Raw genomic sequence first — 17788 nt, 5'->3', positions numbered from 1 at the left:
TCGCACGCATCACTCAAAAATGCCGGGCAAAACAAAAACCTTGCGCACCAGGGCACGCAAGGTTGGGATCATTCCGCACCGCCACTTGGGTCGATTAAGCTTCGGCGGTCGCTTTTTCGGCAATCACACGCTTGCCACGGTAGAAACCGTCCGCAGTCACTTGGTGACGGCGATGGGTTTCACCACTGGTCGCGTCCACTGACAGAGTGGGTTTAACGAGGGCATCGTGGGTACGACGTGAATCGCGACGCGCACGGCTCTTTTTATTTTGCTGAACAGCCATTTCTCAACTCCTGACACTAAAAATCGCGTTTCTCACCAAAACGCCAAACTAAAACTCCGCGACCATGACCAATGCACGGTTGCGGCTAAATCTATTGATCTTCACCCTTTTTGCCTGACCCTTTCGACCCCGGCGCGTTCCACTGTTCGGCTAATCCAGCAAAGGGATTAAGCCGCTTCGGTCGCTCAACCATGGGGGCGACGACCTCATCCTCGGCTTCTTCTCGCCAAATGGGTTGGCACTGATGCTCGTGCATAACCACCACAGGGATAGCCATCAGCACTTCCTCTTCGAGCAAGTCCGAAATACTCACCCCGCCTTCAGCATCAACCAGAACGGGTTCGCGAGCATCACCCACCTGTTCCGCCTGGTCGTCATTGTAGACAAACTGCAACAATGACGAACCCGTCAAGGGCTGGCTCATGGGTTGAAGGCACCGGGCACAATCAATCTGAACCGTGGTATGCACGTCCAGCTGCGCAAGCATTGCCCGGCCTTCATCCCGAAAAAACCGCAGATCGAAATCAAGCGACGTCTCCGGAGCTTCACGCGGTACAAAAGGCGCCAACCGCGGCAACTCGGCCAAAAGAACAGATGCAGAAAACGCTCGCTCACTATCGCAAGCCATGCGCACCATCAAGCGCGGCAAACTTGCTGCGGATTGAAGCTGCCCGCCCGCCCCGCTGCCAGATTGGCCGACCGCAGGATGCGATCCGTTGTCTAAACTCATGCCGAATACCTGTTTATATGGCCCGGCCCCAAATCAACCCAGGTCTATCAACCCAGGCTAATTAACCAAGGCTAATTGACCAGAAGCAATTAACTTTGGCGCGAGCCAAAAATATGACCGCACACTCGGCATTAGCCAGACCAGAATCGTATAATATTAGCGATTTATTGCTTGGCACGCAAAATGTATATGCAAAATAATCCTTCTCTTGTGCTCGCTTCATCCTCCATCACCCGTCGCGCCTTGCTTGATCGCATCGGGATGCCCTATCAAATCGACGCACCCGACATCGACGAACGCGTCCATGAGAATGAAGCGGCCGAAGCAGCCTGCCGTCGTCTGGCACGGGGAAAAGCACGCACGGTTGCCGAACGCCACCCCGGTTCGGTCGTCATCGGGTCAGATCAACTGGTATCCTGCGATGAGCGCATCATGGGCAAACCACACGATAGGCCACGTGCAATCGAGCAATTACGGTTCATGTCCGGCAAAGCCATTTATTTCCATGTATCGGTCGCTGTCATCGATGCTCATGGCGGTCTGCAGGAACACAGCGAAACCGTCACTGCACATCTTCGAAGCCTTTCTGATTCGGAGATTCAACATTATCTCACTCGGGAACAACCATTCAACTCGGCGGGCAGCATGAAATCAGAGGGACTGGGCACCGCCCTGCTCGAGTCAATGCAATCGAACGACCCCACGGCAATCCTCGGCCTGCCCCTGATTGCCACCTTACGATTACTCCGCGCAGCCGGTATCAACCCGCTGGGTTGAGCGCCCCATCAGCAGGAACGACCTCCTCGAAGCCGCCAGACGGCCAGCGCAGCCATCCCCGACGTCACCACTATTCCAAACCCGTAAGCTACGGCCACCGGGTTCATTCCCGCTTCGATAGCTAGAAAATACAACCCGGCCATACCCAACATGGCCAGATTTTCGAAAAAATTCTGCACGGCCAATGTACGACCCGCACCGATGGTCTCATGCCCCCGTTCCTGCAGGAGCGCATTCAACGGCACCACAAAGTAACCACCCGCCACGCCCACCAGCATTAGGATGACAGCCGTGGGAGCGAATGCGTGCATGGGCGCCAGCAACACGATCAATGGCCCCAGCGCCAAACCACCCAGAATCGTTCGATTGGCCTGCTCCAGACGCACGCTGACGGCAGCCAGACCGGCCACCCACAACGATCACGATGGACACCAACCCCATCAGGTTGGCTGGCGCCTGATTGTCGAGCAATGACAATGCAACCGGAACCCAGGCAAAAATCAACAGCCGCAAGGAAGCGCCCATCCCCCAGAACAAACTCGTGCCGATGATGGCAAAGCGCACGTCGCGAATAAGCCACAACACAACCAGGTTGTGAATAAACTGCTTAAGCAAATGCGCCAGCTCATGCCGAACAAAGCGATGGATCACGGGCAACCTGGGGATTCCCAGATTCGCGAGCGCAGCCAGAAGATACATACCCGCCGACACAACCACGGCCAGCACCACAGACTGATCCGTGAGCCAACCGCCCGCCAATACCCCTAACAAAATGGCGGCGATCGTCGAACCTTCCAGCAAACCATTTGCCTTGACCAGACGATCGGGATGCACAAGTTGCGTGAGAATGCCGTATTTGGCGGGCGAGTAAATTGCCGCACCGATGCCTGCGATGGCATAACCCAATAGCGAGTTTGCACCGAACAGAATCATCAACGCACCCAGCAATTTGACCAGATTGGCGTACAGCATCACACGCCCCTTGGGAAAGGCATCCGCCACCGGCCCCACATAAGGCGCCAAAACAATGAACGCCACAACAAACACAACCTGCAGCAGAGGCAGGAGTGCCTCGCCATGAGCCGCCGTTTTAAGCAGCGCGATGGCCGCCACGAACAGAAGGTTATCGGCCATCGCCGAAAGAAACTGCGCCACGAGTACGGCCATCATGCCGCGCGATGCAAGTCCGTTCACTGCCGTTTCTTGTGCCGAAATCTGTGTTGTATTCATGCTGCGGTTTCCGCCCTATCGATCACATGACATAGGTTTAATGGGGGCAATTTTACCTCTTCAAACATACGCTTGTCCCGCCCGAACGGGTGCACGACGAGAAGCAAGCAACAGGATCTGCAAGATTGCACACATCTTCTTCGGTTTGCCACTTGTTTGCTGTGGCCGAAGCTGGAAGCTCGATAAGTTGAGCAAACGCTGACTCGTCAAACGCAAAATTGAACAAACAAAAAAAACCCCGCCGGAGCGGGGTCATGCTTGCTTGGCTTCAAAGGCCGGATCGAGAGGATCGATCAGGGCTGGATCGGCGCGCCCATTGGGCGCCCTGCTCCACCGGGGCCTTGTTGCATACCGGGTTTTTGACCATGAGCACCAAAATGCTTGTGCTGATGTTGACGTGCCATTTCATCCAGAACCTGCTGCTGATTCGGCGCAAGAGCCGCACGCAGCTCGGATGTCGCCTTGCTCAGACGCGCCATCTTTTTCGCCATCAGTTCGGCTCGTTCCGCACGGAACTCTGCCAGTTGGGCTGCATTCATATCGGGGCCGGGACGTTTGAAATGCTTCGGCATCATATCCATACGCACTTTTTTATACTCATCCCAAACAGCTTGCTGACTAGCCGTAATTTGCAGACGATTGGCCATAGAATCGAGATTTTCCTTCATCCGGGCGGCCATCTGCACGCGCATATTTTCTCTCTGCGCGGGGTTATTGCAGTCGGGCGCCATTTTCTGGCCGACTGGCGCGGCAGAACTGACCGACGTCTCGGCCATGCTGATCGTAGCGAAACCACCGGCAAGGGTCATCAGTGCTGTGGCGAGGGCCGCCATGCGCAGTGCCGGGCGACGGGTTGAAATAATCTCGTTTGATGTTTGAAGGCTCATAGCTTCTACCTCGGGTCAATGGAACAACGATTCACGGGAATCATTAAACCCTGCGACTGTAAACCGGGTATTTCAGGGTCACCCCCACGTGTAAACGGCATGTAGTGGTTTTGTAATTCAAAGAGATTATGTCGCTTTCCGGCGGCATGGCTGGGCTAAGATAGCGCCTATTCATTAATAGACGAATCAAATTCATGAAAACAATTCTAGTGGTAGATGACGATGCCGATCTGCGTAGCCTGTTGCGGAAATATTTGACCGATCAAGGCTATCACGTGCTCGAGGCAGCGGAAGGGAACGAGTTATGGACGCGACTCGAGAACTCGACGGTCGATCTGATCATTCTTGACCTGATGCTGCCGGGTGAGGACGGCTTGTCCCTATGCAGAACTATCCGGGCACGCCAGACCACCCCAATCCTGATGCTGACCGCCCGTGGCGATGAGATGGATCGCATCATCGGTCTTGAGATGGGCGCTGATGATTATCTACCCAAGCCATTTCACCCGCGCGAATTGCTCGCTCGGATCCGCAGCATTTTCCGTCGCTCGGAACAGCAGAACCATGCCCAGCCACCCCGCCACCTGCACTTCAACGGTTGGACGCTTGATCTGGCCGCCCGACATTTGATGAGCGCAGATCAAATCGTCATTCCGTTGTCCACGGGAGAGTTTCGCCTGCTCAAAACACTGGCGGAACACCCGAACACGGTGTTGTCTCGCGACCAACTCATGGACGCGCTCGCGGGTAGAGAATCCGATCCGCTCGACCGAACGATCGATGTCATGATGAGCCGCCTCCGCCGCCGACTGAGTGATGACGCCCGCGAACCCACGCTTATCAAGACCATTCGAAACGAAGGCTACATGCTCCTCACAAACCCACAAGGCGGGCAACCGGGGTGAACAAGAAGCGAACCCGGGCATGGTGTATCTGGCCACTCAGCCTGTTCGGACAGGTACTGTTCATGCTCACGCTGGGCATTGTTGCGGCGCTCGTGTTGAGCCTCGGCTTACTGGTGGCCGATCGCGCCCGCCTAGGTGAGCGTTTGCTGGGCGACTACGCCGTACAGCGGATTGCCCAGATCATTCAGATTCAGAACGATACCGCACCAAATGAACGGCGCCGTCTTGCCCGCTGGATGAATACACCACTGACCCACCTGATGTTTCGCCAACCTTGGCGACAAGCCGGGCGCCAAACTACGGGTCCACTCAACGCAGCAGGAATGCCGGTGGAAAATGCGATGACACGGCAGTTTGCACAACGCCTGCAAGCCGCGTTGGAGCAACCGATACCGATCCAGGTTCTGGCCATTAACGGCGACGACATGGATCGGCGCGCCCAGCGAACGCTTGAACCCGAAACGGCGCCCATACTGCTTCAGCAGGCACCGTGGACACTCGACCGCCATTGGCAGATGCAGCCCCCGGCGCGCGGTCACTGGGAACATGCGCTGTTGATTCAGGCTCGGCTCGATGACGGCAGCGTTCTGACTCTGCGCCATGCCCTGCCGCCGCCCATGCGCTGGCCATTTGAAACCATGGGATGGCTTTTGCTGCTGGGTCTGATTGTAATCGCAGGCGTGGCCTGGATTCTGCGCCGCCTCACACATCCACTCGATGCGCTGGTCGAAGCGGCCGTCCGTCTGCCTCAGAATCTGAATCAGGCACCACTGGCGGAAACCGGCCCCTTAGAAGTCAGTCGGGCGGCACAGGCATTCAACCAGATGCAACGCGACATTCAACGACTGATCGAAGTTCGTGGGCAAGCGCTGGCGGGCGTCTCGCACGATTTGCGATTACCGATCACTCGAATGCGGCTGCGACTCACCTCACTTGCGGACGATGAGCTCAAACAGAAAATAGAAAACGACCTCAGCGAAATGGATGAGATGATCGGCCACACCCTGGCTTTTTTGAGAGCCGGCACCACAACAGAGCCGCTTGTATCACTCAATCTCGACGCACTGCTTGATTTGCTGTGTGAAGACATGACCTTGCTGGGTGCGCAAATCCGGCGGCATGGCGCGGCAGAAACACCCGTCAAGGCGAGACCCCAGGCACTTCAACGGGCTTTGCAGAATGTACTGGATAATGCGCGGCGCTATAGCGATGGCCCCATCGATCTTTCGGTCGAAGTCCGTCCTACCGACGTGGTGATTCGTGTTGAGGATCGAGGTCCCGGTATTCCCGAAGCGGACCGGGAACGGATATTCGAACCCTATGTGCGTCTCGAAACCTCCCGTGCAAGGCATACGGGTGGCAGTGGTCTCGGCCTCGCCATCGCCCGCGCGTCCGTGCGTGCTCAAGGGGGAGATATTCGCATTCTTGGCCGCAAAGATGGCGGCACATGCGTAGTCGTCACCCTGTCGAAGGCACGACTATGAACGTGCTCTTGACAGGTACAGGTATAGCCATCGTGATCGGTGGGCTACTTCTCCTGTTCAATAGACGTTTGCGACAGAGCCTGACGGCAGCGAAGGAACCCATTGTGCAGTCGCTGGCCGAGCATCATCTCATTGGTGCTGAAATCAAGATTCCGACTCAACGCGGACGACAATTGGACGGTTGGTTGTTGACGGGGCAGAGGGAGCGCAACCCGCAGGTTGTCGTCATCACGCATGGCTGGGGAGCCAATCGCGAACTCATGCTGCCATTGGCACGCCCGCTTCAGGCCGCTGGTTTTCACGTATTGCTTTTTGATGCACGCAGCCACGGCAGCAGCGATAACGACAATTTCTCCTCCATGCCTCGTTTTGCAGAAGACATAGATGCCGTTCTGAACTGGATTCGAATGCAGGCACAGTTCAGCCTAGCCTCGGTGTCATTGATCGGGCATTCCGTCGGTGCCGCCGCCACCCTGCTGGCCGCCTCACGCAGAGACGATATTGCCTGTGTTGTCAGCCTCGCGGCATTCGCCCATCCTGAGGATATGATGCGCCGCTGGCTTGAATCCAAAAAACTGCCTTACTTTCCCTTGGGCTGGTACGTGCTCAATTATGTGCAGTGGGTCATCGGGTACCGGTTTGATGCCATTGCGCCCATTCATACAATCAAAAGCATTTCCTGCCCCGTTTTGATCATGCACGGCAGCGATGACAACACCATTCCACCGGCCGATGCGAAGCGGATTTTCGAGAAGGGCAATCAAGCAATCAACCGCTTACTGATTTTACCTGGCGAACACGACGCGACCGATGAGATCGAACAGCATATTCACGAACTGATCTCGTTTATCGAGTCGACAAAATTATCGACAAATCATACGCATTAAGACTTAGGGAGCCTCTGCGCGGGAAAGTCTGCATTTGCGCAGACATTCCCTAAACTCCGTGGACGGAAGCAAGACTTGAGATTGTTCTGTCAGTTGTGGTAAATAAACGAGTGGTATATTGCCCCGGCAAGATATTTTTTATTTCTTCTAACATCACAACATCAACATGGGTTGTCCCCATCAGGATGTTGATTTTTCATGGAGCTACTCATGGCTGTTCTCGTATGCAAACCCGCCCCGGATTTCACTGCAACCGCTGTAATGGGCAACAACGAAATCCAGGAAATTACTTTTTCTTCTCTGATCAAAGGTAAATACGCCGTTCTGTTTTTTTACCCGCTGGATTTCACCTTTGTATGTCCGTCGGAACTGATCGCCTTCGATCACCGTTTGGCTGAATTCACCGCGCGCAATGTGGAAGTGGTGGGTGTATCCATCGACTCGGAATTCACCCACCTTGCCTGGAAAAACACCCCCGTCGAAAAAGGCGGTATCGGTCAGGTGAAATACACGCTCGTTGCCGACATCAAACACAGTATTGCAAAAGCGTACGACGTCGAACTCGACGGCGGTGTTGCCCTGCGTGGTTCCTTCCTGATCGATCGTGACGGCATCGTTCGCCATCAGGTCGTCAACGACCTGCCACTTGGCCGCAACATCGATGAAATGCTGCGTCTGATCGATGCACTGCAATTCACCGAAGTCCACGGTGAGGTGTGCCCTGCAGGCTGGAAGAAAGGCGACGCGGGCATGAATGCGACCACCGAAGGCGTCGCCAAATACCTGGCCGAGCACGCTGACAAGTTGTAATACAAACCATCCTCTGCACTACGTGCAGTAATTACGAGTTCAACGAAGCCCTCAATATTTAACCATTGGGGGCTTCGTCTTTGAGATCCAGGGAAACATCAGCCAACCGATCGACACGCTTAATCCGTTATTTTCCGGAAGAACGGCAAACTGTCATTTTGAAACGGCAGAAGCTATGTAATATCGGCGAAGCAAAAACAAACGGAAACAGACACAGACAAACAGGACGCTTTAGCTTCATGACATCACGCCACACTCTCTATACAAAATGCGCACTTGGTCTGCTGTGCGCGCTGGCCATCAACCTGCCCGCCCAGGCAGGCCTACCCGTTTCAACAACGAATATTGTGCTCCCGGCCCCCTCTGCCGCCAGCTCATTCAAGCCCGATACCGTTGTGCCCAACGAGGTTCTGGTTAAATTCGGTAGCACACTATCGGCACAGGACATGACGCCCACGCTGAACAGCATGGCGAGCAGCGTCAAACAGATCAACCGAACAGGCTTGACCTTGGTCAAGCTCACGCCCGGCACCGATACGATCTCATCGGCGATGGCTACGTTCCGCGCCATGCCGGGTGTCATTTCAGTTCAACCGAACTTTGTCTACCATACCGCTGCGGTACCCAACGATCCACAAATCAGCCAACAATGGGCGCTGAAAAATACCGGGCAGACTGTCTCGGACGCGACCTATGCCACCAGCAACCCAGGCACACCCGGTGATGACATTGATGCTGAAAATGCATGGAAGTACCAATCAGACTGCTCATCGGTAACTGTGGCCGTCGTCGATACGGGGATCAACTACACCCAGCAGGATTTAGCAAACAGCATGTGGAACGGTGGGACTCAATACCCCCACCATGGCTACGATTTCGTTAAAAACGATGACGATCCGTATCCCACAACCGGCGATGAACGCCATGGCACCCATGTGGCAGGCATTATCGGTGCTGAGGGCAATAATGGGATTGAAGGTTCCGGTGTCTGCCAGAAAGCCAGCATCATGGCGGTACGTTCGCTGGATGCAACCCGGGGCTCGACCGCAACCGTCACGCAAGGTATTTATTTTGCGGTCGATCACGGTGCGAGAATCATCAACCTGAGTCTGGGTGGTTCAGGCAGTTTTGACCAGGCATTCTCCGATGCCATCTCCTATGCCCAAAGCAAAGGCGTGCTGGTGGTGGTTGCGGCGGGTAACGGCGACTCAAATGGAAAGGGGCTCGACGTTGATCAAACCGCTTTTTACCCTTGCAGTTTTCCACAAGACAACCTGATCTGCGTGGCTGCGCTAGACCAATCCTTCCAACTCACCAGCTTTTCCAATTACGGTGCCACGAGTGTGGATGTGGGTGCGCCGGGGACGAACATACTCAGCACATTTGCAGGGCCGACCCTGACAACGGATTTTTCCAGCGGCTGGACAGCCAGCCTGGGTGCCAGTACAGGCTGGGGCTATGGGAAAACCACATCTGGTATCTCGAAACTTGTTAATCCGGTTGATTACGGCAAGAGCAGCTATGTACCAAGTACAGACGACCGAATCTGGACCGACTTTACGTTTGCAGCCGGCACTCAACTCATTGCTTTGAATTATTACCTGCAAGGGCGCATGGCCTCGGGTGATTATCTCAATTCTGGCATTGCCGTCGGAAGTAATACGGATCCCTTTGCAGGCAGTGGCACTCAACTCCAACACGAAACCGATACCCTCAGCTCCCCAGCGGCTGCGTACCCGATCAATCAGTGTGCCGGCAAAACGTGTTCGATCGGCTTCCAGTTGACCAGCACACCCTCCAGCCCAGGCGACACCGGCCCGCTGATCGCTTTTTTCAAGCTCAATACCGTTGCAGCCAACACCCGTGAGATGGGCATTGAGAACGGCACATCGATGGCGGCGCCCGTCGTCTCCGGCATTGCCGCCTTGTTGATGGCCTCCGACCCGGCCGCCAGCGATATCGACATCGCCAGGGCAATCAAAAACTCAGGCATACCGGTGCCTTCCCTCACGGGCATCACCACAACGGGCAAGGCTGCCAATGCCATGCGCGCGCTCGCCAATCTGCATTTAAGCGTTGCAGGGCTCGCTGACCAGACGGGTGCTGCGGGTCAGCCGCTGTCTGTCACATTCTCCATCAGCGGCTTGAACGCGCTAAGTGTCTCGGCAAGCAGTAGCAATACTTCTGTATTACCCAACAGCGCAATTACCGGTCAAAACAGTTGTACACAGACGGGGCACTGCACACTCCAGCTCCTCCCGGCGATGGGTGGCAACTCTACGGTATATGTGACCGTAAGCGACACCTACGGCCAACAGGCCACGGGCAGCTTCTTGTTGACGGTCCCATCTTCCGGTGGTGGCGGCGGTGGCAGCATGAACTGGGCGTTCCTGCTGGTTCTCACCGTTATTCTGGCCGCCGTTCAATGGCGCAGGCGAGGGTTGGCATCATGAAATGCAGCCGTCTGGTCTCTGCTTTTCTGCTCGCCTTGCTGTTTTCTGGTTGTCAGGGTGTCGGTGGCACCCAGATGACTGGCAAGCCCATGGCCGACACCCATACTGAGCACAACACCATGAACCCTTCCAATCAGCCCGTCGCGGGAGAATACCTGTTGACGCTCAAGCCGGGCGTGCCGGAAGACGCGCAGACCCACACGAACCTCCAGCGTGAACTAGGCGGCTTGCCCATTGTCGGCTTGTCATCCATCGGACACCGGTTGTATTTGCTCAAAGTGAACCCTGACCCCGGTTTGGCGACGATCCAGAGCGCTGTTGCGAACAGCAGGATGCTGTCTGCGGCCCAGCCGAACCAGCACTACGGCATCAACCCGCCGAAAATACAGATTCGGCCGTAAACGTATTCAAACCACATGCTGAGGCCAAGTTCATCAAAGAGTCGTTACGACGCCTCTTTGCGTTTCAACTGAACCAATACCTCACTGTGCGCCGTGTGCGGGAACAGATCGAACACCTGCGCCTTCACCAGTTCAAAGCCAGACATCATGGCAAGATCACGGGCCAGACTTTCGGGATTGCAACTGGAGTAGATGGCGGTCTGCACTACCGATTCATCCAGAAAGGCGCATAGATCGATGCCCAGCCCCCGTCGAGGCGGATTGACCACGACCAACTCCGGCATCTGGGGCAGCCTTACCGCCTGATCAATGAACTCGTTGGCTCCGAGCGCATGAAACGATACGTTTTGCAGACCCAGTTCCGAAGCGGACTGCTGCGCACTGGCAATCGCTTCCGCACTGATCTCGATTCCCGTGACGTGTCCTGAAACCACATCGGCACAGTGCAATGCAAAGCCGCCCACACCGCAAAACAAATCCCACATATGTGAAGGAGCCACCTCGGCCACCCAGCCACGGGCCGTGGCATATAACCGCTCCGCCACGCGGGTGTTTGTCTGGAAGAAGCTCTTGGGGCGAAGGTACAACGGCAAGCCATTCAAATGCACTGTCAGCGTTTCCCGGTCCGTGAGAATCACTTCCTGCTCGCCTTCAAGGATGGCCTGATGCACGGGCTGAATATTGACCGAAAGCACGGCAAGGTGGGGCAAATCGGCCATCAATGTGGATAAGTCTGCACGCAGGCGCCCGATCCATATATCCGAACGCAAAACCAGCCGGACCATCAGTGAACCGTCGTCCTCGGAAACCGTGATCAGCAGGTATTTCAATTCACCTTGTCGCTTTTTGACGTCATAAGGCGGAATACCCAGTCGACGGATCATCCGCTTGAGCGGCTCGAAGGCTTCGGTAATTGTATTTGGATACAACGGACAATTCGCTAAATCGACACCGTCACCGGCGTCATCCAGAATGCCCAGACAAGGCGAGGATGCATGGCCGGAAACGACCATTTTTGCCTTGTTCCGGAAAGCAGTTTCGGCGCTGGGGACAATGGGCAGCCAGACGCCACCCAGACCTGTAAAAGCTGATTGACAGCTAGCCTGCTTACGCTGCAACTGATCGGCATAAGGATCACCCAACCAGCGACAGGAACGACAGGTTCCACGTTCAAAATAAGCACAATGCATGAGACCTATATCCCGACGGGATACCCCGAACTAGCCAAATATCAACCTGAAGCACTCTAATCGAGATCAATTGGGGTTCAGGAAATCTCAGAAAAAAAACAATAAAAAAGGGGAGATGACTCTCCCCCTTTTGATCGCGAAGCCCGCCTTAACTGAACTTCTGTTCGATCCTCTTCAAGGCGGCTTTCATGGCGGGATTGCCTTCCGCTTCAATTTCTTCTGCAATCATCTTGTAGCTTTCCTGATCACCCACGCCGAGGAAGGCTTCTGCCAAACCCAAACGGGTATCATCCTGAACCGCTGTTTCATTTACAGGTTCGAGATCAGGCAACGCTTCCTCTGCTATCTCAGTGATCTCGGGCGTATTATCATCAAGCTCAAGATCAATGTCTTCAAGCGTGGGGGCCGGCTCTCCAGCACCCTTCAATGTAAGCGTTTCCAGAGCGCTCTCGGCCTCGACCTGGGTGGATGCCTGATTCGTTTCATCGAAGTCCAGCGAAGTGTCGGCTGGCTCTTCACTCGGCAAGTTCAAACCTGTATCAAAAGAAAAAGCGCTATCTGGAATGGCGTCCAGAGCATCCGATTCAGCAGGCGCAGAAAACTCGGTGCCTGCTTCCTCACTTTCCATTTCTAGCATAGCTGGCTCTGGAGAATAAACTTCAAGTTCCCTATTGTTTGGACGATGCTCGGAACCAAATTTCTCATCGATTCGGGACAATACGTTTTCTAACTCAGCAGTATTATTCTCTTCTGAATACATCCTTGCGAGTTCTTGATAAAGCGACAACTCGTTCGGCTGCCGGGCGATCGCCTCTTCAACCAAACCGTAGGCCTGAGCATTAAGGTTATAGGAAAGGAGTAACCGTGCTTCATCAATAACAGACTTCGAATCTGTAGCGGAACTAGCAGAAGGAATAGATGGCACCATAGGCTCAACATCTGCGACCACCCGCGGCTCAACTTCGGCTTTGGGTTGCATTGTTGCAGCACCAGCCATTACCCCCATCGTCGAGTTAATGGCTGATTCAGCGGCTTCTCGTTTACGACCTCGTGAAATTGCCAACAACAACAGGACGATGATGAGCAGACCAGCACCCCCCATCAGATAAGGAGCCCATTGCAACCAGAAATTATTGTTCTGCGCTTCCAGTTGCTTCTTGAGCAACTGGGTTTGCTCGTTGGATTCATTGATCTTCTGCTGCAACTGCTTGATGCTTTGATTCCGGTCGGAAACCAATCCTTGCACCTGTTTGAGCTGGTCATTCAACATTGAAATCTGCTTGCTCATCACCTCGCTTTTCGCATCAATGGAGGCAATGGCTTCATTGTTCTGCTGCAGAGCATCAGCCGTTGGTGCAGCCGGAGTATCTATAGCCGGCAGCGGCTCAAAACTCGATTTTCCAGCGGCTGTTTGTGCCGCCGGAGCTACCGGTTTCTCAGGCGTGGCAGCGGCTTCTCCCTTGTCAGGTTCTGCGGCAAGCAGTTCAAGCTTGGGTTTGGCTTCAATGCTCGCTGTTCCCGACGACTCAGCACCCGAGGATTTATCCATTGGCGCAGCACCTGCTGCGTTGGTTGTGACTCGCTCTGGAACCTTGAGCGTCGAACCAGCTTTCATCAGATTGCCGTTACCATCGATAAAGGCATTGGGGTTGGCATTGATGATCGCCTGCATCATCGGTCTGACAAGTGCTTCTTTATCCGCAACGGCACTTTTGGCAATGCTATAAAGTGTATTGCCACTTTGGACATGGTAAGTGCTTCCCATCTTCACATTCAACACATCGGCGACGGGTGTCCAGGTAGAACCCGACCCAGTGGCCCGGCTCGATGTGGCCGGTGGTGCGGCGTTGCCGCTCATGGCATTCTGCGGGGCAGTGACGCGACGTTCGGCATAAACCGGTGGATCCAGCAGGAGGTCGAATTCCTTGATCTGACTGCCCTCACCGGCATTGATCTGGATCAAAAGGCTCAAAATCGGGTTGGAGATGGCTCTTTTGGAGCGAACGATGACGTAATTGTGCCCGCCTTCGGAAGTGAGTTGGAATGTGATGTTTCCAGCCAGCCCATCGAGAGATAAACCCGCTTGCTGGTAGTATTCTTCAGGTGCCAGCAACACCTTAACCTGATCGAGTGAAACGCCATTGAGCCCGGTAATCGGGATTTTGACGTTGAGTCGTTCGGTCAGATGAGAGGCTATCTTAGCGTCGCCCAGTTCCGCTGCATGCACAAAAACCGGGGCACTACACAGAATACCGGCAATAATCCAACTCAACTTCCGCATGTCTACCAGCTCCTTCTAAAACAGATCTCTTGTGATCCCGGTGCAATCCGACAATCTTCCACGCTCAGGCCGGGATAGGGTTGACGTCCGGTATCCACCGTGGTTGGATTGTGCCACAAATCAGCGTCAACTTAGTCATCATTCAGCCCTAACAAGATGTTGAAATAGGGGCGCTTCCTACCCTTTTTCAACTCGCCTCGTCGCGGTACACGCCCGCGACGGGCTCCGAGGATCAAACACTTGGCGTGCTTGATCTTCTTGCAAGCCATCCATGGCTTGCCTTACCAGGGTGTTTTTCAACACCATGCTAACCGTTCGCCCCAAAAGCGGGCTCAAATCAAAGATAGTCGCGAGCCAGACACTCCGCTATCTGCACGCTATTCAACGCCGCGCCCTTGCGCACATTATCCGACACGACCCAGAGGTTCAAGCCGCGCTCTGTGGAAATATCGTCGCGGATCCGCCCGACATAGACAGGGTCTGTACCGGCCGCATCCGATTGCGCGGTTGGCCAGCCGCCGTCTTTACGTTCATCGACCACTTTGACGCCTGGCGCCTTCTCCAGCAGAGCACGCGCATCCGCCGCCGTGATCTTGTCGCGCGTTTCGATGTGCAGCGCTTCTGAGTGGCCATAGAACACGGGCACGCGTACCGCTGTCGGGTTGACCATGATGCTGTCGTCACCCATGATCTTGCGGGTTTCCCACACCATTTTCATTTCTTCCTTGGTGTAGCCGTTATCCATGAACACATCGATTTGCGGCAGCACGTTGAACGCAATGGTCTTCGGATAGACGACCGGCTCCTTGCGATCCCCACTCAAAAGCGCAGCCGTTTGGCCAGCTAACTCCTCGATTGCTTCCTTGCCCGTGCCGGAAACGGCCTGATAGGTAGCGATGTTGAGCCGGGTGATGCCCACCGCGTCGTAAATCGGCTTGAGTGCGACCAGCATCTGGATCGTGGAGCAATTCGGGTTGGCGATGATGCCGCGATTCTTGTACTGGGCAATCGCCTCGGGATTGACTTCCGGCACGACAAGCGGGATATCGTCGTCGTAACGGAATTGCGAGGTGTTATCGATCACCACGCAGCCCGCCGCTGCCGCCTTTGGCGCATAAATGGCAGATACGGATGCCCCAGGCGAAAACAAGCCAATCTGCACCTTCGAGAAATCGAACGTGGCCAGATCTTCAACCAGCAGCATCTTGTCACCAAAAGGCACCCGCTTACCCACAGAACGCTCCGAAGCCAGGGCGTATACCTTGCCAACCGGGAATTTCCGTTCGGCAAGAATTTCCAGCATGGTTTCGCCCACGGCACCGGTTGCACCCACAACTGCCACATCAAATACACGACTCATAAAAATTTATTCACTCTCGGTTTTGTATTTATTTCGCGCCCCGCTCCTCAAAAGCGGACGCCAGAACGTGTACTAGTCTAACGCAGCGACGACCGCATCGCCCATTTGCGCAGTAGAAACCTTGCGATCTTGTGGCGTGCAGATGTCGGCCGTGCGCAATTCTTGATCCAGCACGCGGCTTACCGCAGTCTCGATCTTGTCGGCCAGATCACCACGACCGAAGCTGTATCGCAGCAACATGGTGGCAGAAAGAATCGTTGCCAGCGGATTGGCAATGCCCTTGCCTGCAATATCCGGTGCCGAACCATGGCTCGGTTCGTACAGGCCCTGGCCTTTATCGTTGAGCGAGGCCGAAGGCAACATGCCGATCGAGCCGGTCAACATGGAGGCCTGATCGGACAAAATATCGCCGAACAGGTTTTCGGTCACCATCACGTCAAACTGCTTGGGCCAGCGCACCAGCTGCATGGCGGCGTTATCGACGTACATATGGGTCAGCTCAACTTGTGGGTAATCCTTGGCAACGCGAATCATGACTTCGCGCCACAATTCAGAGGTTTCCAGCACGTTGGCCTTGTCCACGGAGCAGACCTTCTTGTTGCGCTGCATCGCCGCTTCAAACGCGACGCGCCCAATGCGCTCGATTTCTGCTTCGTTGTAATGCATGGTGTTGAAGCCTTCGCGCTGGCCGTCTACTTCGCGGATACCGCGCGGCTGACCGAAATACACGCCACCGGTCAATTCGCGCACGATGAGAATGTCCAGACCGGCAACCACTTCAGGTTTCAGGGACGAACTATCGGCCAGTTGCGGATACAGGATCGCCGGACGCAGGTTGGCAAACAACCCCATCGCTGAACGAATACCGAGCAGTCCGCGCTCCGGACGCAACGGACGATCGAGATTATCGTACTGCGGGCCACCCACGGCGCCGAGCAGCACGGCATCGGCGGCCATCGCGGCTTGTCTGGTTTCTTCCGGGAAGGGATGACCGGCTGCATCGTAGGCCGCACCACCTATCACGCCATCCACGAAATTGAGCGTCAAATCCGAACCTTTTGTGACGGCCTTGAGCACCCGCACGGCCTGCTCTGTAATCTCCGGACCAATCCCGTCGCCAGGCAACACCAAAATACTTTTCTGCATTATCAACCTCAATCTTTCTTATTAGTCTACATATCGGCCAGCGCGATCATCACCACACCAGCCGCCACCAAAAACAAGGCGAACACTTCATTACGGGTGAAGCGTTCCTTCAAATAAAAATGGCCGAACAACAAGGTGAACAGCACTTCGATTTGCCCCAAACCGCGCACAAGAGCCACCTGCGTGAGGGCGAAACCGGCAAACCAAGCCGCCGAACCCAAGGCCGACAGCAAACCGACAGGTAAGGCACGACGCCAAACCACCACACATTGTTGCAAATCGCGGCGCGCAAACTTGAGCATGTACCCGCCCTGAACCAGCACCTGAATACTGTTGGTCACCAGCAGGACGAGGAGTGCCTTGATCAGCACCGGCGTCTGTTCATCCAAAGTGAGGCTGGCTTCACGCAAGGCCAGCGCCGTCAGCGCAAATGCCAGCCCGGCGCCCAAGCCAAACAGGGCCGCCGGTTGCATGGACACCTTGAGCCATCCGGGAAACGTAAATCTCTCACTTGGCAGGGCCAGCCACAACACACCGATCATCGCCGTCACCGCGCCAATCATGGCCCATTCCGGTAAGGAAATACCGAACAAGAACACCGAAATAGGCACCAATTGTACCGCTTCGGTTTTCGCGTAGGCCGTGCCGACCAGATAGTTGCGATGCCCGAAGGCGGAAATCAGGAAAAACGTCCCGAAAATCTGCGCCACACCGCCAGCCAAACAGTACAACAGAAACTCGGGCGAAAGTGCTGGTAACCCGACAGACCCTGAGCCAGACAACCACCAAAGCGCCAGAACGAGCATGAACACATCAAGCGGCAAAGCATAAAAATAGCGCACAAACGCCGCGCCACTCGCCGTCAGTTCATGACGCAGATTAGCCTGTAACGCCGTGCGCCACGCCTGAAAAAACGCAGCGGCCAGCGTGACCGGTATCCAGACGGGGATGTCCACAAGCTGCC

The 17788-nt window shown here is 55.1% G+C and carries 17 protein-coding genes; 7 read left to right on the top strand and 10 right to left on the bottom strand.

Annotated elements, in window-relative coordinates:
- Window positions 1-94: 94 nt before the first annotated feature.
- On the bottom strand, window positions 95-283 hold the full coding sequence (gene rpmF, locus M7R55_RS09910) for a 50S ribosomal protein L32 (RefSeq protein ID WP_012824664.1): 189 nt from the start codon (window positions 281-283) through the stop codon (window positions 95-97).
- Between the two features lie 91 nt (window positions 284-374).
- Window positions 375-1013, bottom strand: a complete 639-nt coding sequence (locus tag M7R55_RS09905; RefSeq protein WP_298220251.1) for a YceD family protein — start codon at window positions 1011-1013, stop codon at window positions 375-377.
- A 189-nt stretch (window positions 1014-1202) separates the two neighbouring features.
- Here M7R55_RS09905 and M7R55_RS09900 point away from each other — a divergent pair, with 189 nt between their 5' ends.
- Complete coding sequence (locus tag M7R55_RS09900; RefSeq protein ID WP_298220250.1) at window positions 1203-1790, top strand: Maf family protein; 588 nt, start codon at window positions 1203-1205, stop codon at window positions 1788-1790.
- A gap of 8 nt (window positions 1791-1798) precedes the next feature.
- On the opposite strand, the gene M7R55_RS09895 is transcribed toward M7R55_RS09900, so the two are convergent.
- The 3 genes from M7R55_RS09895 to M7R55_RS09885 form a co-directional block, all read right to left on the bottom strand.
- The gene (locus M7R55_RS09895) at window positions 1799-2029 is read right to left on the bottom strand and encodes a hypothetical protein (protein ID WP_298220249.1); all 231 of its coding nucleotides are present in this window, start codon (window positions 2027-2029) and stop codon (window positions 1799-1801) included.
- Window positions 1998-3020: a lysophospholipid transporter LplT gene (gene lplT, locus M7R55_RS09890; RefSeq protein ID WP_298220248.1), complete on the bottom strand. Its 1023-nt coding sequence runs from the start codon at window positions 3018-3020 to the stop codon at window positions 1998-2000. The genes M7R55_RS09895 and lplT overlap by 32 nt, the downstream gene beginning before the upstream one ends.
- Before the next feature lie 293 nt (window positions 3021-3313).
- Window positions 3314-3907 carry a Spy/CpxP family protein refolding chaperone gene (locus M7R55_RS09885; protein WP_298220247.1) on the bottom strand — a complete coding sequence of 198 codons (594 nt, stop codon included), beginning with the start codon at window positions 3905-3907 and terminating at the stop codon, window positions 3314-3316.
- Window positions 3908-4101: 194 nt separating this feature from the next.
- On the opposite strand from M7R55_RS09885, the gene M7R55_RS09880 reads away from it, so the two are divergent.
- The 6 genes from M7R55_RS09880 to M7R55_RS09855 all read left to right on the top strand — a co-directional run bounded on the left by M7R55_RS09880 (window position 4102) and on the right by M7R55_RS09855 (window position 10847).
- A complete protein-coding gene (locus M7R55_RS09880) occupies window positions 4102-4812 on the top strand; it encodes a response regulator (protein ID WP_298220246.1) in 711 nt (236 codons plus the stop codon).
- Window positions 4809-6296, top strand: a complete 1488-nt coding sequence (locus tag M7R55_RS09875) for an ATP-binding protein (RefSeq protein WP_298220245.1) — start codon at window positions 4809-4811, stop codon at window positions 6294-6296. Before M7R55_RS09880 ends, M7R55_RS09875 begins: the two co-directional genes overlap by 4 nt.
- Entirely contained in the window at window positions 6260-7183 is a 924-nt protein-coding gene (locus tag M7R55_RS09870) for an alpha/beta fold hydrolase (protein WP_298220244.1), read from the top strand. The genes M7R55_RS09875 and M7R55_RS09870 overlap by 37 nt, the downstream gene beginning before the upstream one ends.
- Before the next feature lie 210 nt (window positions 7184-7393).
- Window positions 7394-7993: a peroxiredoxin gene (locus tag M7R55_RS09865; RefSeq protein ID WP_298220243.1), complete on the top strand. Its 600-nt coding sequence runs from the start codon at window positions 7394-7396 to the stop codon at window positions 7991-7993.
- Between the two features lie 239 nt (window positions 7994-8232).
- Window positions 8233-10446 carry a S8 family serine peptidase gene (locus M7R55_RS09860; RefSeq protein ID WP_298220242.1) on the top strand — a complete coding sequence of 738 codons (2214 nt, stop codon included), beginning with the start codon at window positions 8233-8235 and terminating at the stop codon, window positions 10444-10446.
- The gene (locus tag M7R55_RS09855; RefSeq protein WP_298220241.1) at window positions 10443-10847 is read left to right on the top strand and encodes a hypothetical protein; all 405 of its coding nucleotides are present in this window, start codon (window positions 10443-10445) and stop codon (window positions 10845-10847) included. The genes M7R55_RS09860 and M7R55_RS09855 overlap by 4 nt, the downstream gene beginning before the upstream one ends.
- A gap of 44 nt (window positions 10848-10891) precedes the next feature.
- On the opposite strand, the gene rlmC is transcribed toward M7R55_RS09855, so the two are convergent.
- The 5 genes from rlmC to M7R55_RS09830 form a co-directional block, all read right to left on the bottom strand.
- The gene (gene rlmC, locus M7R55_RS09850) at window positions 10892-12037 is read right to left on the bottom strand and encodes a 23S rRNA (uracil(747)-C(5))-methyltransferase RlmC (RefSeq protein ID WP_298220240.1); all 1146 of its coding nucleotides are present in this window, start codon (window positions 12035-12037) and stop codon (window positions 10892-10894) included.
- A gap of 148 nt (window positions 12038-12185) precedes the next feature.
- Window positions 12186-14318 (bottom strand): FimV/HubP family polar landmark protein, encoded by a 2133-nt coding sequence (locus tag M7R55_RS09845; RefSeq protein ID WP_298220239.1) that lies wholly within the window; start codon window positions 14316-14318, stop codon window positions 12186-12188.
- Between the two features lie 337 nt (window positions 14319-14655).
- Window positions 14656-15678 carry an aspartate-semialdehyde dehydrogenase gene (locus M7R55_RS09840; RefSeq protein ID WP_298220238.1) on the bottom strand — a complete coding sequence of 341 codons (1023 nt, stop codon included), beginning with the start codon at window positions 15676-15678 and terminating at the stop codon, window positions 14656-14658.
- A gap of 72 nt (window positions 15679-15750) precedes the next feature.
- Window positions 15751-16824, bottom strand: a complete 1074-nt coding sequence (gene leuB, locus M7R55_RS09835) for a 3-isopropylmalate dehydrogenase (RefSeq protein WP_298220237.1) — start codon at window positions 16822-16824, stop codon at window positions 15751-15753.
- A 26-nt stretch (window positions 16825-16850) separates the two neighbouring features.
- A complete protein-coding gene (locus M7R55_RS09830) occupies window positions 16851-17780 on the bottom strand; it encodes an EamA family transporter (protein ID WP_298220236.1) in 930 nt (309 codons plus the stop codon).
- Window positions 17781-17788 lie beyond the last annotated feature (8 nt).

The sequence above is a fragment of the Halothiobacillus sp. genome (assembly GCF_027346185.1).
In the GTDB taxonomy this organism is placed as follows: Bacteria; Pseudomonadota; Gammaproteobacteria; order Halothiobacillales; family Halothiobacillaceae; genus Halothiobacillus.
Note: the sequence above shows the minus strand (reverse complement) of the source record. Positions and strands in the feature narration are given on the sequence as shown.